The sequence below is a fragment of the Nostoc sp. UHCC 0252 genome, assembly GCF_034931145.1.
Classification (GTDB): domain Bacteria; phylum Cyanobacteriota; class Cyanobacteriia; order Cyanobacteriales; family Nostocaceae; genus Nostoc.
In genome coordinates this window covers 1-16,728 of the sequence record NZ_JAYGHE010000033.1, presented here as the reverse complement: position 1 = coordinate 16,728, position 16,728 = coordinate 1, and the positions used below count along the sequence as shown (strand labels likewise).

Below are 16,728 nucleotides of genomic sequence, written 5' to 3'. Positions count from 1 at the left end.
AGAGCTTTGTCTGTGGCGATCGCTATTACCCGCATTTCTCACAAGCTCGAGGCGTTTGATGGAGCAGGGGAGAAGTAATGAGTAATGAGTAATGAGTAAAAACTTCTTACTTCTTACTCATTACTTCTACCCTGCACAAGCGCAGGCTTTAAGAGGTGTGGTGAGAAATCCGGGTATTACTAATCCGGGAGCATCTCACTTTTTAAAGTGGCTCAAACCGACAATAATCCATTGAGGTAAGCACAGCGATGGGCGCATTTACTATAGATATTTTTAGTATATATAAAAAATTACACCGGAATTTCAATGATAAATTCTGTACCCTCTCCTGGTGCGGAAATACAGCTTAACTGACCTCCATGTTTTTCTACGACAATCGAATAGCTAGTTGATAATCCCAACCCTGTACCACTGCCTATGGGTTTAGTCGTAAAAAAGGGATTAAATATCTTATTTTGCACAGACTTGCTCATCCCTACACCATTGTCTATAATGCGGATAAGTATCTTTTTAGTTTCTTTTGATTCCGTCTGAATAATAATAGTCGGCTGGGAATTTGTATCTGATTCTTCTAAAGCATCAATAGCATTATTTATAATATTTAGAAATACTTGATTGAGAGCAGATGCATAACAATTAACAAAAGGAATTTGACCATATTTTTGAATAACTGTAATTTCTGGATGTTTACTATTATTTTGAAGTCGATGCTGCAAAATTAACAGCGTGCTATCAATACCAGAGTGAATGTCTACTGGTTTGATTTCTGATTCATCCAAGCGGGAAAAATTTCGCAGTGACAGCACAATTTGACGGATGCGATCTGCTCCTACCCTCATCGATGACAGGAGCTTTTGTAAATCATCCACCATAAATTCTAATTCAATATCGGCGATTTTCTCGGCAATCTCTGGCAATGGTTGCGGATAAAGTTGTTGATATAAATTATTTAATTCAATTAAGGATACAACGTATTCACTCGCTGGCTGTAAGTTGCCATAGATGAAATTAATTGGATTATTAATTTCATGAGCAATTCCCGCAACTAGCTGTCCTAAACTGGACATTTTTTCTGATTGAATAAGTTGGGCTTGAGTCGAGTAAAGCTTCTCCAGTGTTAATTCTAGCTGAGTAGCTTTTTCTGTTATTTCCTGGGTGCGTTCTTCTACTTTTTGCTCCAGAGTATGGGAATAATTCTCTAATTTGTGATATAATCGGGCGTTTTCAAGAGAAATAGCTGCTTGAGTAGTTATAAGTTTGAGAACTTGTAGGCGATCGCTAGTAAACGCTCCCACTGTCAGGTTATTTTCTAGGTACAAAATGCCAATCAATTTGCCTTGGTTGAGAATTGGCGCACACAGAATACTCTTAGGTGAAAAACGAATAATATAAGGGTCAGCCGCTAGGGTTGGATCAACTACTGCATTCTCAATTACAGCCAAGGAGAGGGTATTTTTGACTCGATTGATTAAGGTAACGGGTACTCTTTGACCATTATCATCGGGTAGCGAACGCAAAATAATGGCAGGCTGTTCGAGTTGAGAGAATGCCTCAATTACCCAGCGATTGGATGAAGGCATCAGCAACGCACATTTATCAGCCCCTGCACTTTCGAGTACGATCTCAAGTAGAGTTGAGAGTAATTTCTCTAACTCAATTTCACTGGAGAGCGATTGAGAAGCTTTGAGAATAGTCGCTAGATCGAAGGCTTCTGAGAAGCTAGTACTACTGTGGGTGGAAATTTGCAGCGTGTAAGAGGAGATAGGAATTATTGTTTCCTTGGGCATGAAAGATGGTTGCTGTTTTTGCAAAACTGTGGCGAGTAGCTGAAGATAGCGCGTTTCTAAATCAACCACTTTGGCTTTGGCTCCCCAACGGGTGTAACAATAATAGGCTTCAGCCATGTAGACTTGAGCGATTTTTTCTTTGCCCCAATCGAGATAGAATTTGGCGGCAAGTTCGTTGGCTAATGCTTCTTCGTTGAGGTATTGATTTTCTTTGGCGAGGGCGATGGCGCGATCGTAAAGAGCGATCGCCTCTGGATATTTCTTCAGTATCCGATATTGTTCTGCTTCTACCAGTAAAAACTTATGTTGGTAATTACTTGGGGCGTGAAATGCCCACTTCTTCAGTTTTTTTTGATTCCCTTTAACCTGCTTGAGAATTTGCTGACGTTCTGAAGATGGGACTTGGGGATAAACAGCCAACTGCGCTAGGGATTCATAAAAGTAATACAGGACTGTGAAAACTGTTGATACACCACCGTCAAGATAAAGTTTTGCTACCTTCGCTTTTTCAACGGCTTGTGCATACTCTTCAAACAAATAATGTAAGTATTGTTGATTAACATAGCTCATGAACAACCCTAAGTTATCTTTGCTGGCTTGTTGTCCAGGAATTACCTTGGCGGCTTGATAACTTTCCCCCGATAAGATGCTGGGATTCTTGATATTACCCAGAAGATTTAAGACAAGTTGATGAATAAGTTGCAGGTAAATTAAGCCCTTTTTCTGGTTCAATGGGGCGATCGCTACCATCAGCGATCGGATTATTGGTTCCATCTCGCTCAAGTGTTTTCCTGCCCAATACTGGCTGTAAGAATACATAAACGCCGCCCAAGTCGCATATTCTAAATCTCCTGTTTCCAGCCCTGTTTGGTAAGCCTCTAACAGGGGTGGAATGGTGTCTCTCAGAGGTTCGCGCCAATGGCTGATTGCGGTACAGTTTATGAAGAGAGCTTGTGCTTTTGAATCAGTAGCATTAAAACGCTCTAATACTTGCAGAGTTAATTGTCCAAACTGATAACCCGCTTCAACATCCATCACCACCGCACAAAGAATCAGTCCATACCAAGCGTAGGCAACGGCTGAGAGGGCGGTATTACCGTAGCGAACCGATAAGTTAATCCGCTCAAATACGAATAGTGGCATCAATTGTGGGGCACAGAAAAAAGTCGCAGATGTCGCACTCGATAAAATTCGCATAGCTGCTAGTGCTTGGGGATTGTTCATCTTGGGCAAATCGATTAACTGCGCTGTTTTTTTAGTCCCCAATATCAGCTTAGTTTTGGTTAATCCCAGCAAGACATCAATTTTAGTAGGTTGTTTAGGAAGCTGAATTCCCAACTGCTTTAGCACATCTAGGGCAGTACAAATAGCATCTGGCATCTGATTTTGAGCAATTTCAGCCAATATTTTAGTTTCGTAGGCAGTAACTTTATCGAGTAAGTTTCTCGCATTTTGCAAAATTGAGGCAATTAGTCGATCTGTTTGCTCAAATTGGCTGCATAAGTAAGCGACTCCAGCGCCTAAATCATACAGTGCCAAAGTCAAGGGATAGTTATCTTGCCATTGTCCATCTGGCAGCCGATCAATGCCTTTGCTAACAAACATGAAGGCAGCATCAAAGGCGGCGGAAGCTTTGGCAGCTTTGCCTGCCTGCAAGTTTAGGGTGGCAAATTCATAGCGGGCTTGAGGCAGGGTAATTAGCTCGGCGGCTAAGTTAAAATGACCTACAATATCAAAGATTTTTTCCTGACGCTGGGTTTCGCTACTGTTGCAAACTAGTAATCTACCGATTTCTAGATGGGTAATTTGTTGCTCAGAGTTGGGAATCAGGGAATAGGCGGCTTGTTGAATGCGATCGTGCAAAAACCGATAAGTCGGATTTGCTGCGGCATTAGAAACCGATGCACTATCAAACTGAATAAAAAACTTATAAATTTCCGTATTCGGAATAATCAACCCTTCTTGCAAAGCTTTCCATAAATCAGCCGCCGTTGCTTCTAATGATTGTTCAGAAACGATCGCCAGCGTATTCAAATCAAACTGTGCCCCAATACAAGCCGCAAGTTTGAGAACATTCTGAGTTTCCTTTGGCAACTTTTGCAATTGCAGCCCCATAAACTCCACCACATCACCGGTGAGTGCTAAGGCTCTGACTTGAGCGATATCACACTGCCAATATCGTGTTTTTAAGTCAAAACTAATCTGTCCACCTTCATATAATGCTTTGAGAAATTGCGTGGTAAAAAAAGGATTACCTTTGGTTTTTTGCAATAGTAATTCTGTTAATGGTTGAGCTAGAGATAACTCGGAATTTAGCGTATCGGCCACCAATTGATTCATATCAGTTAAACTTAGCGATCGCAGTGTAATAGTATTAACCACTGCCCCTATTTTGACGATCTCATCTACAGTCAGGATGAATGGGTGAGCCGATGATATTTCATTATCCCGATATGCACCTAAAATTAATAAATGCCCTGTTCCTGACATCAACAATTGCAGCAATTTCAGCGATGCAGAATCGGCCCACTGTAAATCATCTAAAAATATTACTAAGGGATGTTCAATGCTAGTGAAGATTTGCACAAATTTCTGCATCAGCAGATTGAAGCGATTTTGGGCAGCAGTTCCCGATAGTTCTGTGGCTGGGGGTTGTTTGCCGATAATGCACTCTAGCGATGGAATAACATCAATTAAGACTTGTCCGTTTTCTCCGACGGCTTCGAGAATCTTGGTTTTCCAGATTTGTAGTTGTGCGTCTGACTCCGAAAGGAATTGCCCCATTAAATCTCGGAAGGCTTGGACAAAGGCGCTAAAGGGAATATTGCGCCCAAACTGGTCGTATTTGCCTTTAATAAAGTAGCCTCGTTGGCGAACAATGGGTTTATGAACTTCATTTACAACGGCAGTTTTCCCAATGCCAGAAAAACCTGCCACTAGCATCATTTCTGTACTACCTGTACTGACTTTTTCAAAGGCAGCTAATAGTTGAGCAACTTCTTTTTCTCGACCGTAGAGTTTTTCTGGGATGGTAAAGCGATCGCTAATATCTCGCTCTCCCAATGGAAAATATTCAATGTTACCAGTGGCTTGTAATTGACTTAGACAAATCTCCAGATCGTGCTTGATTCCTAATGCACTTTGATAGCGATTTTCGGCATTCTTAGCCATCAAGTTGCTGATAATTTCAGATAAAATGAATGGAATATTAGGATTTATCTGATGCACTGCAATGGGAGTTTTTGCCAGATGACAATGCAGCAATTCCATTGGTTCGTCGGAGATAAATGGTAATTGTCCCGTAAGTAATTCATAAAAGGTGACACCTAATGAATAGAAGTCGCTGCGATAGTCAATTCCCCGATTCATCCGTCCAGTTTGTTCTGGTGAAAGATAGGCAAGAGTTCCTTCTAGAGTATTGGCGTTTTGTATATTTTGGGTTTCCCGTGGTAACAGCGAGGCGATACTGAAGTCAATTAATTTAACTTCTTTTGTTTTGGGATTAATTAAAATATTGGCGGGTTTAATATCTTTATGAATAATCCGCTCTCGATATAATATATCTAAGGTATTGCACAGTGCGATCGCAATTTGTAAAAACTCTTGTAGAGAGGCGATATATTGCCTCTGGTCAGAGGTAATATAATCTTTTAGAGAAATCCCCCTAAAGTCTTCCATCACCAGCGCATAGCCATTTTGGTACGCTTGGAGGCTGTAGGTTTGGATGATTAGCGGTGAGTTGAGATTTTTAGCAATAGTGTACTGGTTGCGAAACGACAAGAGTTCAGAGAAGCTGGGATAAGGATTTTTCAGCAGTTTGATTACTACAGGTAATGAGTCAGTCTCTCTATATCCTCGATAAACTAGGGTTCTGGAACCGTTGTAAAGTTCTTCAGTTATGTGATATCCGGGAACTCTAACAAGAATGCCGACCATACTGCTAAATCCTTAGTATTTCCAGATTTAGTATTCCCAGATGTCTGAAGCTGTTTTACAACAAGAGCTAAAAATTAGGCGTTGCTGATTGAAAATTTAACTGCCGTCCACAACCAAATCTTGTTTTTTTTTGACCTACATCTCTAAACATTCACGTTTGATTTCTTCTGCACCAATCACTCACGCTTTTAAAGTAGGACTACTATCGATCTGCTTGAGGGCTTCTGTCACTTTCTGGGAGGGCGATCACTAGAAGCCCCATGAGGCAATCAATACAAGCTATACTATTAGAAAAAAAATTGGTATTGTATTTGTTATTAGGAAAAAATCTGGCGATCGCTTCCTGTACAAAAGCTCTGGAAGTCAGAAATGACAAATGTTTTCAGAGAGTGACAGAAGAGGGATATAAAATATTGGAAAACCCAACTTTGGGCAGATTATTGGTTAAAGGAGAATTTTATGGTGCAAACATCTATTCTGCCGAATTTGGGGTCAATTGATCCAAACCTAATTTTGCTCGATGAAAAGCTGCCTGGTGGCGCTTATTGGCATTACGTTATCAAACGGGGAAATACTTTGCGTGTGACTGATTTGGAAAGTTCTCAAGGTGTTTCGATGATTTGCTACAACGCAGATAGCCCGATTGAGCGCCTGAACGTGGCAGATACCGCCAAGATTCAGTTCAACGCTTTCCTCAAAAAGGGTATGGTAATTTACTCTGATATGGGGCGGATTCTTTTCTCCATTACCGAGGATACCTGCGGCTATCACGATCTAATTTGTGGTTGTAGCAATACTGCCAGCAACGCTGCAAAGTATGGCGAAGCGGCTTACAACAAATATGGCCAAAGCGATTACAACAACTCCCGCAACAATTTTCTTAAAGCGTTGGGCAAGCGTGGTTTAACCCGCAAAGACCTAATGCCTAACCTCAATTTGTTCAGCCGGGTGGTAGTGCGTCCCAATGGAGACTTGGAATATATTGCAGGCGATGAGAAACCGGGCAGTTTTATTGATTTGCGGGCGGAAATGAATGTGTTGGTGATTATTTCAAACTGTCCCCATGTATTACACCCCGATACAGTCTACAAGCCTAAGCCAATTCAACTTACTGTTTGGAAATCGCCTGCACCTGCACCAGACGATCTTTGTCGCACTGCAAATGAAGAAGTGATTCGTGGTTTCATTAACACTGATGCTTTGTTTGCTCAGGAGTAGTTGGGCTGGAATCTGTAACTTAATTTCTTAATATCTGAATAGAACAGGAGTTTTATTATGGTCGCAACATTACCCATTGAACTCGATCCAGCAAAAGCAATTTACGATCAGGAGTTGGTTGCCCGTCAGCCTTGGTCGAGAGTAATTAAAAAAGGGCAAATTTTACGGATTATCGATCTATTAGGTAATCAAGCCGTTGATACATTGTTTTACAACCCCTACGATACCTCAGAACGTTATAGCGCTCCTGATACCATTGTCCGTCAAGGCAATATTTTCATTACCACAGGCACTCAGTTGATTTCCAATGAAGGAAATGTGATGATGACCGTCATCCGTGATGAGTGTGGCAAACACGATACATTGGGCGGAGCTTGTAGTATGGAAAGCAACTCAGTTCGTTATGGGTTGCACAAAAAACATTTGCACGCTTGTGTCGAGAATTACTTGCTGGAACTAAGCAAGTATGAGATGAACAAACGCGATCTCGTCAGCAATATAAATTTCTACATGAATGTTCCCGTTAGCGAAGACGGCACATTGGAAATTGTCGATGGGATTTCAGAAGCCGGAAAGATCATCGATCTCCAAGCAGAGATGGATGTGATGGTATTGATTTCTAACTGTCCACAAATCAACAATCCTTGCAATGCTTATAATCCCACACCAATCCGGTTGATTGTTTGGGACGCTGTTTGATGGTCATGAAGACGCGATAAATCGCCGTCTCTACAATAATTAGTCCTTTGTAGAGACGGCGATTTATCGCGTCTCTTGCCTTAACCGAACATGATACTAATGACAGATGTTGACAGATGTGCGCCCCTACAAATTTACAAATAATTTGGGATAATTTATTTTTTTGGAAGTCTCTTACCAGCTTTAAACTTGGAACTTGAACCTCTGAACTCGGAAGTTGAACCTTTGAACTCGGAAGTTGAACCTCTGAACTCGGAACTTGAGCCTCTGAACTCGGAACTTGAGCCTTTGAACTCGGAAGTTGTACCTTTGAACTCGGAACTTGAACCTTTGAACTCGGAACTTGAACCTCTGAACTCGGAACTTGAGCCTCTGAACTCGGAACTTGAGCCTTTGAACTCGGAACTTGAACCTCTGAACTCGGAACTTAAACCTCTGAACTCGGAACTTGAGCCTCTGAACTCGGAACTTAAACCTCTGAACTCGGAACTTGAGCCTCTAAACTCGGAATTTTCAAAATTCTAAAAGAACGACGATGAATGGTAGAGACTATTTCTGCAAAAATAGGATATTGCCTGTGCTTGTTAGTTGCTGGTTCAGTTCTTAGGGACTAGCAAAAAATAAATTATCCCAAATTATTTTGTAGATTTATAGGGGTGCAAGGACTTGCACCTCTAAGAAAGATGGGATGTTTTTTTAACTGGAAGTCCCTTAATTGATTTAGCGCTGATGTTCAACAAAGTTTTGATTGCCAATCGCGGCGAAATTGCTTGCCGGATTATTCGCACCCTCGATCGCTTGGGTATTGCCTCAGTTGCAGTTTACTCCCAAGCTGATGCCCATGCTGCCCATGTTGCGGCGGCTGGAGAAGCGGTGTGTGTGGGAGAAGCGGCGGCGGCGCAAAGTTATCTTCGCACAGAGGCGATTTTAGCAGCAGCAAAAGCAACTGGTGTTGAGGCGATTCATCCTGGCTATGGCTTTTTGAGCGAGAATGTCGCATTTGCCGAAGCTTGTGCCGTAGCAGGAATTGTGTTTATTGGCCCCACACCCGATCAACTGCGGCAATTTGGACTCAAACATGAAGCACGAGCGATCGCACAAGCTGCCGGAGTACCACTCGTTCCCGGTAGTTTGTTGCTAGATAATTTGCAACAGGTGAAACAGGCGGCGGCGGAAATTGGCTATCCTGTGATGATCAAAAGTACCGCCGGGGGTGGCGGCATTGGAATGCAGTTGTGCCGCAGTGAAGACACTTTGCCCGACTTGTTTGACAATGTGCAACGTTTAAGTCGCAATAACTTTAATCAAAGTGGAGTATTTTTAGAAAAATACATCGAACGGGCGCGGCACATAGAAGTGCAAATCTTTGGCGATGGTAAAGGAAATGTCGTCGCCCTTGGTGAACGTGATTGTTCAACGCAGCGACGCAATCAAAAAGTAATTGAAGAAGCCCCTGCACCGAATATTAATGATAGTTTGCGGCAGCGTTTGTATGAGTCTGCCGTCAAACTCGGTCAGGAAATTCGCTATCAGTCGGCGGGTACGGTTGAGTTTATCTACGATGTGGATACCCAACAGTTCTACTTCTTAGAGGTAAATACCCGCCTACAGGTAGAACATGGTGTAACAGAAACTATTACAGGTGTAGATTTAGTAGAGTGGATGGTGCGCCAAGCGGCGGGTGAATCGCTAGAGTTGCCATCCTATCAGTACCAACCGCAAGGACATTCAATTCAGGTGCGGGTGTATGCCGAAGATGCAAATAAAAATTTTCAGCCGAGTTCGGGTGAGTTAACTCAAGTGCAGTTTGCGCCTGATATTCGCTGCGATACCTGGATTGCTACTGGCACAAAAGTTTCGCCGTTTTACGATCCATTGTTGGCGAAGATAATTGTGCATGGTGAATCTAGAGAAGATGCGATCGCTACTTTGCAAACTGCTCTAGCTCAATCTCGCATCGACGGCATTGAAACTAACTTGGAATACCTGCGCCAAATTATTGCCGATTCTACGTTTAGCGAAGGTAATATTACCACTAAATTTACTAATAACTTTACCTATCACCCGCATACAATTGATGTGCTGGTTCCAGGTACAATGACCACCATTCAAGATTATCCGGGACGGGTGGGTTATTGGAATGTTGGTGTCCCGCCTTCTGGCCCAATGGATTCTCTAGCGTTTCGGTTGGGCAACCGGATTTTAAGCAATCCTGAATCGGCAGCCGGGTTAGAGTGTACACTAACTGGCCCCTCTGTGCGCTTCAATTGCGACACTGTGATTTGCCTCACGGGAGCGCAGATGAAAGCTACTCTAGATAAACAGCCGATTCCTTATTGGGCAGCAGTTCCGGTGAAAGCAGGAAGTACGCTACGGTTGGGCAATATTCAGGGCGATGGTTTCCGCACATATATTAGCGTGCAAGGCGGATTTGATGTACCCGACTATTTAGGCAGTAAAGCAACTTTTACTCTGGGCGGGTTTGGTGGACACGGTGGGAGAGCGTTACAGGTGGGCGATGTCCTCAAATTGAATCCTTCTGCATTCCAAGAGTCGCAGTCTATTGCCCCCGAATTGATTCCCACCTACTCCAATCATTGGGAAATTGGCGTTTTGTATGGGCCTCACGGTGCGCCGGATTTCTTCACTGATGCAGACATCGAGACTTTTTTCAATACTCATTGGGAAGTACATTACAACTCGGCGCGGACAGGTATTCGGTTGATTGGGCCAAAACCGACATGGGCACGGCAAGATGGCGGTGAAGCGGGGCTACATCCTTCTAATATTCACGATAATGCTTATGCCGTTGGGACAGTGGATTTCACCGGAGATATGCCAATTATCCTGGGTTTGGATGGGCCGAGTTTGGGCGGTTTTGTATGTCCTGCTGCGATCGCAGAAGCAGAACTCTGGAAAATTGGGCAACTCAAACCGGGGAACACGATTCAGTTCTGTCGCCTCACCTTTGAGCAAGCATTGCAACAAGAATTCCAGTTAGATCGGCAAATCGAAACGTTGGAAGTGGGGACTGGGGATTGGGGACTAGGGATTGGGTACTGGGAAGATCAGTTTGTGGATTCAAACCCTAACCAAATCTCAAAAGAATTTCTTACCCAGTCCCCAGTTCCCAGTTCCCAGTACAAGGCAATTGTGGCAGAAATTCTCGCAACTGATGAGCAAATTGCCGTTACCTATCGCCAAGCGAGTGATAAATACTTGCTGATTGAATACGGAGATTTGGTACTGGATTTGAAATTGCGTTTCCGAGTGCATGAGTTAATGACTCATCTGCAAACGCACTCGATTGATGGGGTTTTGGAATTAACGCCGGGAATGCGATCGCTACAAATTCACTATGATAGTCGTGTGATTTCGCAATCAAATTTAGTTACTGCATTACAAAAGATTGAATCTTATCTACCAGATATTTCTGAGTTGGAAGTACCAACCCGAATTGTACATCTACCCTTGTCCTGGGATGATGAATCTACTCAACTAGCAATTCAAAAATATATGCAGTCGGTGCGAAAAGATGCACCGTGGTGTCCTAGCAATATTGAATTTATTCGGCGGATTAATGGATTGGGCAGTATCGCAGAGGTTAAGGAAATTCTCTTTAATGCGAGTTACTTAGTGATGGGCTTAGGCGATGTTTATCTCGGTGCGCCAGTAGCAGTGCCCCTTGATCCGCGTCATCGTCTCGTCACCACAAAATACAATCCGGCGCGTACCTGGACTCCTGAGAATGCAGTCGGCATCGGTGGTGCATATCTCTGCGTTTATGGGATGGAAGGGCCGGGTGGCTATCAGTTTGTCGGACGCACTGTACAAATGTGGAACCGCTATAAACAAACCGTAGATTTTCAAGATGGTAAACCTTGGCTGTTGCGATTCTTCGATCAAATTCGATTTTATCCAGTTTCCCACGAGGAGTTAATGCGCCATCGAGAGGATTTTCTTGAAGGCAAGTTCAAACTAAAAGTTGAAGAAACCACCTTTAAATTCCGCGACTATCAACAGTTCTTGCAAGAAATTACCGAAGAGACGACGATATGCCAAACCCGTCAGCGAATTGCCTTTCGAGAAGAACGCGATCGCTGGAAAGTTACAGCCGAAGATGAAAGCGGTGTTGTTACAGCCGATCTTCCACCAGCAGCAGCAACGACTATTCCCGATGATTGCTACGCTCTCAGCGCCCCAACGACAGCAAACGTCTGGCAGGTGTTAATCAAAGTGGGCGATCGCATTACCGAAGATACAGGTGCGATCGTGTTGGAAGCGATGAAGCAGGAAATGACTCTGTTACCCGACGATCCAGGAACGGTGGTAGAAGTCCTCTGCGAACCGGGGCAACTTGTCACTGCCGGTCAGATATTAGCGATCGTCCGAGGAGAAACATGATGACATCGATCAGCCTGGATATTGCATCACTACTTACAGCTTACCGAACGGCGCAATTGCAACCCAGTGATCTTATTGCAGAAATTTACCGCCGGATTGCTGCACGAGGAAACGATGCCGTCTGGATTCATCTATTACCACAAGCAGAAGCGATCGCTCAAGCTCAAGTTCTTGCTAACAGGAATATTGATGACTTGCCCCTCTACGGCATCCCTTTCGCTGTGAAAGATAACATTGATGTGGCAAAAATGCCTACGACTGCTGCCTGTCCAGCCTACAGCTACATCCCAGAAAAAACGGCAACGGTAGTTGATCGCTTACTCCAATCTGGGGCAATTTTGATCGGTAAAACCAATCTCGATCAGTTTGCCACAGGATTAGTCGGAGTGCGATCGCCTTATGGAGCCTGTAGCAGTGTTTTCCATGACGATTATATTTCCGGTGGCTCTAGTTCTGGTTCCGCCGTGGCAGTCGCGGCAGGATTGGTGAGCTTTTCACTAGGCACTGACACAGCCGGTTCTGGACGAGTTCCAGCAGCATTTAACAATATTGTCGGACTCAAGCCTACCAGAGGTGTATTAAGTACGTCCGGCGTAGTACCTGCTTGTCGTTCGCTCGATTGCGTTTCCATTTTCACATTGAATTGCCAAGATGCTGCAATATTATGGCAAGTTGCCCGTGGCTTTGATTTCAGCGATAGTTATTCCCGCCAAATTCCACCACAAACCCCAGCAATTCCATCATCATTTTCCTTTGGAGTTCCCAAGGCAGAGCAATTGCAGTTCTTCGGTGATGCAGCCGCAGCAGATTTATATGAACAAGGATTGCAGAGGTTAAAAGCGATCGGCGGGAATCTTGTAGAAATTGATTTTCAGCCCTTCCACCAAGCTGCTAATTTACTCTACTCCGGTGCTTGGGTGGCAGAACGGCTAGCAGCTATTCAATCTTTCTTTGAAACTCAAGCGGATGCCATTCATCCCGTTGTCCGCCAAATCATTAGCAATGGTTTGCGCTACACAGCAGTAGATACTTTCAAGAGTTTTTACGCTTTAGAAGCACTCAAACAACAAGCTGCACAGCAGTGGCAAAAAGTCAACATTCTGGCATTGCCTACCACAGGGACTATCTACACCAAAGCGGAAGTAGAAGCTGATGCGATCGCTCTCAACACCAACTTGGGCTACTACACCAATTTTGTCAACTTGATGGACTTGTGTGCGATCGCCCTTCCCTGTGGCTTTCGTGCGAATGGTTTACCCTTTGGCATTACCTTAATCGGGCAAGCATTTCAAGACGCAGCACTGTGTGAATTAGGTATCCGCTATCACCATCAGATGGGCGTTACTTATGGCAAAACAACTTCTGTAAGGATCTCTCCATGACAACTGCATCCACTAACATGATTAATATTGCTGTTGTTGGCGCTCATCTCACCGGGCAGCCCTTAAACTACCAACTGCAAGAACGCCATGCCACCTTACTAAAAACCTGCAAAACCGCCCCCACATACTGCTTTTATGCCCTTGCCAATACCCAACCAGCCAAACCTGGATTAATAAAAGTTCTTGATGGTTCTGAGGTAGGTATTGAAGTAGAAGTTTGGCAACTGAGTGCAGAAGGCTTTGGTACTTTTGTCGCCGCAGTCCCGCCACCCCTGGTAATTGGAACCTTAGACCTAGAAGACGGTTCTTCGGTTAAAGGATTTTTATGTGAATCCTATGTGATTCCTGATGCACAAAACATTTCCCAGTATGGTGGCTGGCGCAGCTATCTTGCTAGCTTGTAAATTTGAAATGCTCACCTATTGTATCAATAGTGCGATCGCGGGTTATTAATATCTGATGAACAATGCGATCGCTGATTTAGATTTGAAGATGTTCGCCCTGAGCGATAATACCAGCCAAAACCCTCGATAGTCCTCGACATACTGCCGTATAGTCATATCATGTCTGGCAAATTACTTGTGATACGTCATTGCGAGTGCAACAAAGCAATCGCAAGGCTTTTAGGATTGCTTTGTTGCACTCGCAATGACAATTATTTAACCATGTATGATATCATATCCGGCTCGGTTAAATACTTATAACATCTGTAGGTTGGGTTGAGGAACGAAACCCAACGCTTGATCCTTGTTCATGTTGGGTTTCACTGCCCTACCCCTACGGGGATCTTGCTACAACCCAACCTACATTGATAAGTTTTATTATAAGTAATCACCCGAACTTGATATCAGTGATAAACAATTGAGAATTACATTGATGGAGCAAAACCAGCAGTTTGCCGAACCAGTTAGTACGTTTTGTGCTGGCTGCTCATAGCTGAGATCGCTATTTTGGGATGACTACCTGAAGCTTCTTCAAAGGCTATATTTACTTAGTAACCTTTGGTTAGATCCAAAGTAGAGGTCGCTCAATTCTTCCAAAAAAACATCGGTCTGCGATTCTGGATTACGAAAGTACGGATGGATGGGAAGGAGTTCTGCCCCATAATCTGCTTTTGGTGAAGATAAAATCTGCTCAAGCAAAGTCAGGTAGTTTTCGGCAGTAGATTCCCAAGTGTACGTTTTCAGGACTCGTTGTTGACCAGCTTGGGCAAAATACTCCCACTCGTGAGCATCACATAGCAACCGCTCCAAACCTCGTGCAATATCAGCAGGATCTTCTGGATTAACAAGTACGCCATATTCCTTATTTTTCTCTCGCAAGCTCTCGCTAGGGCCACCGTTCTTAGTTGCTACCACTGGTAAACCTGCAACAGCTGCTTCTAAAGGAGCAAGCCCAAAGGGTTCATAGAGTGCAGTCAGTGCAAATATTGAGCGGCGTTTAACCATAAACCGATAAGCTGCTGCCAGTGACTCTTGAGATTGATCTAACAAACCAAATGCAGCGATCTTACCCCACAAGTCGTTTTCTTTGACCACCTCTCGAATCGGAGCCAACACCTCTTCAGCTATGCCGTCACTAGCCTCTTCTCGTAAAGGAGCGTCCAGCCCACCTGTAATTAGCATCAAGTTAGCTCGTTCTTGAAGTGTTGGACTCATTGCGAAGGCTTGCACCAGCCCTAATATATTTTTTTTAAGCTCTAATCGACTGGATGCTAGGATGACAGGTAAATTTCGACGGGCTTCTGCAATATCCCGTGTAAATCGCTTTTGAATGAGTTCTTCGATAGCCTCCTCATTTTCGGAATGCGCCTTTGCACCAAAAACTGAGAAATCTGCTCCTGGTGGAATCACTGCAAAGGAATTATCGTTGTCTACATCCACTGCACCACCATAGACTCGATGAGAATACTGTTCAAAGCGTTCTTGTCGTGTACTGGTGATATTGATGGCCGAGCGATTCATGCTCAGGCGTTCGGCTAAAATGCGATATTTGAAACGGAATTGCTCGTCCATTTCTGTGAGATTTTCTGGGGTCACTTCCAGTTTGTCCATCTTTTGGGCACCCAGAGAATGAGCGGTAAAGGTAAAAGGTATGCCTGTCTCCTCTTCAATTAGAACGCCACACAGTCCTCCATCGCCATAGTGAGCAGTCATAGCATCAGGTAAGCCACCTTGCTGTTGATAAAAGTTCAAGATGTTAGGTACCCAATCAATAACCAGATGAGGCCATAACAACTCTTTAGAGAGAAATTCTTTTGGCCCAGCTGGTAAACGAATAATGCGGACATTATCGATCCCTGGATAAGTGTCAAACGTTTGGGCAAACTCCGGCCACTCCGGGTCAATGATTTGACGAGTGAGAATATCAACTTTGTGTCCCTTTTGAGCTATAGCTATGGCGACTTGCTTAACATAGATCAGCTGACCCCCAAAATCTGGGTGTTTCGTTATGTGACTGTTGCCTGAATCAAAATTGCCTTGAGGGTTGAGAAATCCAATGTGCATCGCCCACTTCCTAATACAGGTTGATTTTTACTAAAAATTTTTGCCTGAAGACGGCAGCATAATAGCTTAGTGAGCTTGTTAAAAACTCCTAATACTAAGAAACGCAGGCAGTGAGGCTGTACATAAATACATTCAAAAATAAGTCAAAGGGGTTTTATAGTTCCCTTTAACCTAAACCCAGCTAATTCGCGTATTTTCCTAATGTTTAAGTTAATCGCTACTACGGCTCATGCATATATATCGGATGACATAAATGCTAAAAAGCCATTTATAAAGTAAATCTTTAGACAACAAGACTACGTAAAATAACACGAGTCATAACAGCATAGATAGGAGCTTCACTCATTTCGGGAAGACCCGCTTGCCCCAGAAGTGATGCAATAAAGCTATAACGGATTGAAAATTCATACTTCCCCCTTCATTGGTTGGCACAGTTTATAAACCATTGTTGCCTACAACCCGGTACTGTGGGGAGTTTCAAGGGGACGAAAACGCAGTCCAAAATAATTTTGGAAAAAATAGTTGACACAAAGAGTTGGGTTCGCTATATTGAATAAGTGCCGGAAGCGGAGCGCGAAAGAGCAACGCTTTTTGGGATACAGAACCTTGAAAATATTATAGTTTGAAAGCGAAAAGACAGCAAGTAGTTTGCGTCAAAGAAAATAAGAATAACTAAGCTGAAGTTAAAAAAGAGCAGCTAATGAGCTTACAAACGCTTCAAAACGGAGAGTTTGATCCTGGCTCAGGATGAACGCTGGCGGTATGCTTAACACATGCAAGTCGAACGAAATCTTT

The 16,728-nt window shown here is 43.5% G+C and carries 10 protein-coding genes and 1 rRNA gene; 9 read left to right on the top strand and 2 right to left on the bottom strand.

What is annotated here, in order from left to right; genetic code table 11:
• The first annotated feature begins 91 nt into the window (after nt 1–91).
• Nucleotides 92–235 carry a hypothetical protein gene (locus VB732_RS18740; RefSeq protein ID WP_323232415.1) on the top strand — a complete coding sequence of 48 codons (144 nt, stop codon included), beginning with the start codon at nt 92–94 and terminating at the stop codon, nt 233–235.
• Between the two features lie 55 nt (nt 236–290).
• On the opposite strand, the gene VB732_RS18735 is transcribed toward VB732_RS18740, so the two are convergent.
• Nucleotides 291–5,723 (bottom strand): AAA family ATPase, encoded by a 5,433-nt coding sequence (locus tag VB732_RS18735; RefSeq protein ID WP_323232414.1) that lies wholly within the window; start codon nt 5,721–5,723, stop codon nt 291–293.
• A 260-nt stretch (nt 5,724–5,983) separates the two neighbouring features.
• Between VB732_RS18735 and VB732_RS18730 the strand changes: the two genes are divergently transcribed.
• From VB732_RS18730 to VB732_RS18700, 7 genes are all read left to right on the top strand, one after another.
• Nucleotides 5,984–6,223 carry a hypothetical protein gene (locus tag VB732_RS18730; protein WP_323232413.1) on the top strand — a complete coding sequence of 80 codons (240 nt, stop codon included), beginning with the start codon at nt 5,984–5,986 and terminating at the stop codon, nt 6,221–6,223.
• Nucleotides 6,183–6,941 (top strand): urea amidolyase associated protein UAAP1, encoded by a 759-nt coding sequence (locus VB732_RS18725; RefSeq protein ID WP_323232412.1) that lies wholly within the window; start codon nt 6,183–6,185, stop codon nt 6,939–6,941. The genes VB732_RS18730 and VB732_RS18725 overlap by 41 nt, the downstream gene beginning before the upstream one ends.
• Nucleotides 6,942–6,998: 57 nt before the next feature.
• Nucleotides 6,999–7,640, top strand: coding sequence for an urea amidolyase associated protein UAAP2 (locus VB732_RS18720; RefSeq protein WP_323232411.1), 642 nt, complete (start codon nt 6,999–7,001; stop codon nt 7,638–7,640).
• Between the two features lie 189 nt (nt 7,641–7,829).
• Entirely contained in the window at nt 7,830–8,165 is a 336-nt protein-coding gene (locus VB732_RS18715) for a hypothetical protein (RefSeq protein WP_323232410.1), read from the top strand.
• A 204-nt stretch (nt 8,166–8,369) separates the two neighbouring features.
• Nucleotides 8,370–12,044: an urea carboxylase gene (gene uca / locus VB732_RS18710; RefSeq protein WP_323232409.1), complete on the top strand. Its 3,675-nt coding sequence runs from the start codon at nt 8,370–8,372 to the stop codon at nt 12,042–12,044.
• Entirely contained in the window at nt 12,041–13,426 is a 1,386-nt protein-coding gene (atzF, locus tag VB732_RS18705) for an allophanate hydrolase (protein WP_323232408.1), read from the top strand. The genes uca and atzF overlap by 4 nt, the downstream gene beginning before the upstream one ends.
• On the top strand, nt 13,423–13,830 hold the full coding sequence (locus tag VB732_RS18700) for a hypothetical protein (RefSeq protein ID WP_323232407.1): 408 nt from the start codon (nt 13,423–13,425) through the stop codon (nt 13,828–13,830). Before atzF ends, VB732_RS18700 begins: the two co-directional genes overlap by 4 nt.
• A gap of 570 nt (nt 13,831–14,400) precedes the next feature.
• Here VB732_RS18700 and VB732_RS18695 read toward each other — a convergent pair.
• Nucleotides 14,401–15,933 carry a glycosyltransferase gene (locus tag VB732_RS18695; RefSeq protein WP_323232406.1) on the bottom strand — a complete coding sequence of 511 codons (1,533 nt, stop codon included), beginning with the start codon at nt 15,931–15,933 and terminating at the stop codon, nt 14,401–14,403.
• A gap of 719 nt (nt 15,934–16,652) precedes the next feature.
• Here VB732_RS18695 and VB732_RS18690 point away from each other — a divergent pair.
• A 16S ribosomal RNA gene (locus VB732_RS18690) occupies nt 16,653–16,728 on the top strand; the annotation flags it as partial.

Bases quoted from the DNA above. Each gene is read 5' to 3' on its own strand.
- uca (WP_323232409.1), top strand. From the start codon at position 8,370: ATGTTCAACAAAGTTTTGATTGCCAATCGCGGCGAAATTGCTTGCCGG.
- VB732_RS18730 (WP_323232413.1), top strand. From the start codon at position 5,984: ATGAGGCAATCAATACAAGCTATACTATTAGAAAAAAAATTGGTATTG.
- atzF (WP_323232408.1), top strand. From the start codon at position 12,041: ATGATGACATCGATCAGCCTGGATATTGCATCACTACTTACAGCTTAC.
- VB732_RS18740 (WP_323232415.1), top strand. From the start codon at position 92: ATGAGTAAAAACTTCTTACTTCTTACTCATTACTTCTACCCTGCACAA.
- VB732_RS18700 (WP_323232407.1), top strand. From the start codon at position 13,423: ATGACAACTGCATCCACTAACATGATTAATATTGCTGTTGTTGGCGCT.
- VB732_RS18725 (WP_323232412.1), top strand. From the start codon at position 6,183: ATGGTGCAAACATCTATTCTGCCGAATTTGGGGTCAATTGATCCAAAC.
- VB732_RS18735 (WP_323232414.1), bottom strand. From the start codon at position 5,723: ATGGTCGGCATTCTTGTTAGAGTTCCCGGATATCACATAACTGAAGAA.
- VB732_RS18695 (WP_323232406.1), bottom strand. From the start codon at position 15,933: ATGCACATTGGATTTCTCAACCCTCAAGGCAATTTTGATTCAGGCAAC.
- VB732_RS18720 (WP_323232411.1), top strand. From the start codon at position 6,999: ATGGTCGCAACATTACCCATTGAACTCGATCCAGCAAAAGCAATTTAC.